Origin of the sequence: Priestia sp. SIMBA_032 (assembly GCF_046535215.1) — a bacterium.
In the GTDB taxonomy this organism is placed as follows: domain Bacteria; phylum Bacillota; class Bacilli; order Bacillales; family Bacillaceae_H; genus Priestia; species Priestia aryabhattai.
Genome location: NZ_JAWRXD010000062.1, coordinates 1 through 1,508 on the forward strand (window position 1 = coordinate 1; position 1,508 = coordinate 1,508).

A 1,508-nucleotide genomic window follows, 5' to 3' on the forward strand; every position below is an offset into this window, starting at 1 on the left:
TCTCCATCTGGATCAAACGCTGTGATTTGACTGGACACTGGCGTATCTTCATTCGTGACCAAGGTTACCACTACTGGGCCTACTGGCGGATCATTTACTGGCAGAACTGTAATCGTGATTGTAGAAACTGCCGTTTCTCCTTGCTCATCACTTACTACCACTGTAAATTGGTCAATTCCGTTAAAATCTGCATTAGGAGTATAGGTATACATCCCATCTATTCCTACGTCTACTGTCCCATTCACTGGAGCATTTTGTAGAGAATAAGTAAGCTGATTACTATCACTATCAGTTGCAATTACCATAGAAGTTACTGATGTGTCTTCATTGGTGGTTAACTGATAATTTGGAACAATTGGAGAGTCGTTTATAGGAGCAACCGTAACTATAACTGATGAAGTAGCGTTTCCTCCCAAGTTATCAGTTATATATACTACGAACGCATCTGAACCATAAAAGTCTGTATTCGGTGTATACGTAAATATTCCTATATTAGGATCAATTGTTACTACTCCATTAATAGGTGAATTTTCAATAGTATAAATAAGTGGGTTCCCATTTACATTAGTAGCAATAACTTGATTTGTTACTGACGTATCTTCATTAGTAGAGATCTGTAAATCTTGTGTGGTTGTGGATCCATTTGTTTGGAGTACCGTCACAAATATATTTGACAGTGCGGTAGCCCCTTCTAGATCAGTTATTAATATGGTGAATTGATCATTACCTATAAAATTGTTGTTAGGTATATATGTGAAGATGCCGTCTTGATTTATAATAGCACTCCCATTGGCTGGACTTTGCTGCAGAGTATAGGTTAGTGTAATATCGTCAGGGTCTGAAGCGGGTATACTACTTGTAACAGGAAGGTTAATAGTCGTTGTAACAGCCCTATCTCCTCCTATTGGCGGATCGTTTACTGGAACAATTGTTAAGGTTACAGTGGAAAGGGAAGATCCTCCTTGACCATCTGATACCAACACACTGAAAGTATCAGTTCCGTTATAATTTAGATTTGGTGTATAGGTAAACACTCCATTTGCCCCTAATACAACACTTCCATTTGATGGAGGTGGATTCAGTAAAGTAAATGTTAACAAGTCTCCATCTGGATCGAACGCTGGAATTTGATTTGTGAGAGGTGTATCTTCATTAATTGTAAATGCTAAATCAGCAGTGATTGGGGGATCGTTCACTGGAATTACATTGATTGTGACGGTCGAAACGGCCGTTCCTCCTTGACCATCCGATACCAATACCGTAAACTGATCGCTTCCATTAAAATTTAGATCTGGCTGGTAGCTAAACGTTCCGTCCGCATTTACTGCCGCCACTCCGTTGATTGGCGCGACTTGTAGCTGATAACTAAGAGGATTTCCATCTGCATCTGTTCCTACTATGGCACCTATTATTGGGCTGTCTTCTTGTGTACTGAACGTGTAGTTTGGCACCGTTGGTGCATCATTCACCGGCGTGACAATCACCGTCACCGTGGAAACGGCCGTTCC

The 1,508-nt window shown here is 40.6% G+C and carries 1 protein-coding gene; it reads right to left on the reverse strand.

Translation table 11 applies throughout. The features are described from left to right. Nucleotides 1-1,508 (reverse strand): tandem-95 repeat protein (locus SB717_RS33300; protein ID WP_410907061.1); only part of this gene is annotated, 1,508 nt, incomplete at both ends.